The following is a 3,066-nucleotide window of genomic DNA, read 5'->3' on the forward strand; positions in this document are numbered from 1 at the left end:
ATTCTAAACCAATCTACATCAGCATAACCTGAGTCGTTGATTTGGGTGGTTCTTGTACAGAACAAACCAATTTTGGCGCCAATCCAGTGTCCTACGACCGCTTGGAAAGGCTCTCCTATATTTTTAAAAGATTGTCCATCAAGACTGTAGCTAAATTGACAACGGGCTTTATCTAAAACCTTAACTCTTAAATACACTGGCGTATTGGCAGGGATAGGAGTCTCTGTTATAGTTTCAACTTCGGGCTTACCTTCAGAGGCCTTTTGAGATTCGCCATAAATCAAAAAGACTCCTTCTTTACCCTTACTTTTGAGACCAATATGAGCATAGCTTTTTCCTAGAATAATTAATCCTACCTTCTCATTCTCAAGCTTTTGATTGGGCGTGAATACCAATTTAGTTGTAGCCGTAAATTTCTCAGTTGGGAATTTCTGTAATAAAATATTAGGTACTTCCCAGTTGTTTTTGGCATTATCAGGGACTTTCTGCGAGTACAATCGTAGGCTTCCTTTGTTTGTCAAACTATGCCAAATGCCTTTAGGATTTGCCTGCCATTGCCATTGCAAACCAAGTGTATTACCCTCAAATTCATCCGATTCGGCTGGGGTAACAATTGGGTACGTTTTGCCCACATTAGGTTTACGATAAGTCATCACTGGTTCGCCGATACCATCACCATCGGGGTCATTACCTATTACTGGCCAATCTTTTACCCATTTCATAGGCTGAAGGTGTACAACACGACCATATACGTCCTTGTCTTGAAAATGTAAAAACCAATCTTCTCCCGTTGGTGTGTCTACCCAAGCTCCTTGATGAGGACCATTGACAGGGCTATTCCCTTGATTCATGACCACCTTTCTTTCGTATGGACCATATACATTTTTGGAACGAAGCACCAATTGCCAACCCGTAGAAACACCACCAGCAGGAGCAAATATATAGTAGTACCCATTTCGCTTATAAAACTTAGGACCTTCCACTGTCGGGTCGGTTTCATGACCGTCAAATACTATTTTTCCTTCATCGGTAACTTTAGTACCTTCAGCGTTCATTTTCTTGATAGTCAGCACACTTTTAATTCCTGCACGACTACCTGCCCAACCATGAACCAAATATACCTGTCCGTCAGTATCCCAAAACGGACAAGGGTCTATGAGACCTTTGCCTTCTTCTACCAAAATAGGCTCAGACCAAGGACCAGTAGGGTTTTTAGCTTTGGTCAAATAAATCCCAAAATCTGGGTCAGGATAATAAATCCAAAATTCACCAGCATGATAGCGAATCGCAGGAGCCCAAACGCCATTGCCATGTTGAGTTTTTGAAAAATGTTCGAAAGGAGGCTGACGCTTCAGCGCATGACCAATGATAGACCAATTGACCAAGTCCTTTGAATGCAAAATAGGCAAGCCCGGTACCGCATCAAAACTGGAAGCAATCATATAAAAATCACTACCCACACGACAAGCATCAGGGTCCGAATAATCGGCATCAATCACAGGGTTTTTGTATTGTCCATTTCCTAAATCAGACACCCAAACTTTAGAGACTGTCGATATATTTTGTGCCTGTGTACTTAATGAAAACCCTATTAAAGAAAGGGCTAAAAACTTACCAAATGATTTCATAAGTATTTAATTATGAGAAAAATGTAAAGTCTTAAGTGTCATGAATAAGTGATTATCTTTATTTAACAGAGTATGATTTTGAATATATTCGATTAAACACTCCGCATTCACCACTCCAAACTCATCACTCTCCTCAGTTCCACCAATTTTTGATTTGTTCTTTTGTACCAAAAATATTTTCTAAGGTATAATTTCGTAGTTCTTTCTTACTTAACTGACGACTCCAAGCGACTCTTTTACTAGGATTTGCGCCCTCGCCTGTAGATTGATATTCGGCATAAAGTACTGTTTTTTCATTTGCTGGATTACCCCAATTATTCCAACCAATAGGCAAAATATGACTACCCATTTCGGTACGAATGAAAACTGTTTTACAAGCTGGACGCCACGGACGACCCAAAAATACTTTTTTCGCTGTAGAGTCAGCAGTGAGTTTACAATCAAAAAAGACAAAGCCAAAGGGCTGATAATCAGGCGTTGCTGCCGCAGTGATATAAGAATCGGATAGACTTTTTAGCGTACATGATTGAAAAACAACAATCGCTTTCCCGAACAGATAATCCGTAGTCCCTTCAATTTGACAATTAACATAAAATTGACGAGTGCCCTCTCTGGCAGCATAAAGCGTATCTTGATTTCCCAAAAGAGTACAATTTTTACAAACAAATCTATCTCCTTCCACATGCAAAGCCACTGCTTGTCCCACACGACCTGCACTATTAACAATGGTCAGATTTTCGAGTACAATATCAGGCGCATCCACCAAAAGCGTGTACGAATTATAGGTGCTAAACTGCGTTTTGCCCACGGCATCCTTTTGCCCGTTGAGATAGGTTTTGCCCGAATAATCACCATTTGTAATCACTACGCCCTCACGACTTTCGCCTATCAGATGCAAATTGGGTTTATTTGCTGGGATAGTTACCTTTTCGTGATAAGTACCATTTTTGATAAATAGTGTTACCCTTTGCTGGGAATGGTCCCGAAAAGCCATAATTGCCTCTTGGATACTTTTAAAGTCGCCCGAACCATCTAAAGCAACCGTAAATTTGGTCGGATAAGTTGTTGTTTTTTGAGCTATCACTACTGATAAACTCAAAAAAAACAGAAACATAGAAATGATACTTTTTTTCATTTTTTAGGAAAATATTAAATACATAATTCCATCTCAACTAGCTGGAAATGATATTTTATTCTTTAAGCAGGTTATAAATAACCCATACATAATCATCTGATTAAGTAGAATGTTGAGGAACAAAGATTAACCTAATTTGTACCTCTATTTTTTTCGGAGAAATAGAAAATGCTATGGAAGAATTACAAGTTTTTTTGTAATTATAAATAGGTTTACGGTTCGAAATTGAGACATAAGTTCGGTGCACACAAATATTGTTTTTGATTTTTTTACGCAATCGTTACCGGCAACGTTGCCAAAAGA

At 38.9% G+C, this 3,066-nt stretch carries 2 protein-coding genes; both read right to left on the minus strand.

Going from position 1 to position 3,066, the window contains the following annotated elements; genetic code table 11:
• A partial coding sequence (locus ACOVQ4_RS14610; RefSeq protein ID WP_421821364.1) for a glycoside hydrolase 43 family protein occupies window positions 1-1,628 on the minus strand: 1,628 nt, incomplete at its 3' end.
• 133 nt (window positions 1,629-1,761) lie between these two features.
• Window positions 1,762-2,763, minus strand: coding sequence for a pectinesterase family protein (locus ACOVQ4_RS14615; RefSeq protein WP_421821365.1), 1,002 nt, complete (start codon window positions 2,761-2,763; stop codon window positions 1,762-1,764).
• Window positions 2,764-3,066 lie beyond the last annotated feature (303 nt).

It is taken from the genome of Flectobacillus sp., from assembly GCF_049240685.1.
In the GTDB taxonomy this organism is placed as follows: Bacteria; Bacteroidota; Bacteroidia; order Cytophagales; family Spirosomataceae; genus Flectobacillus.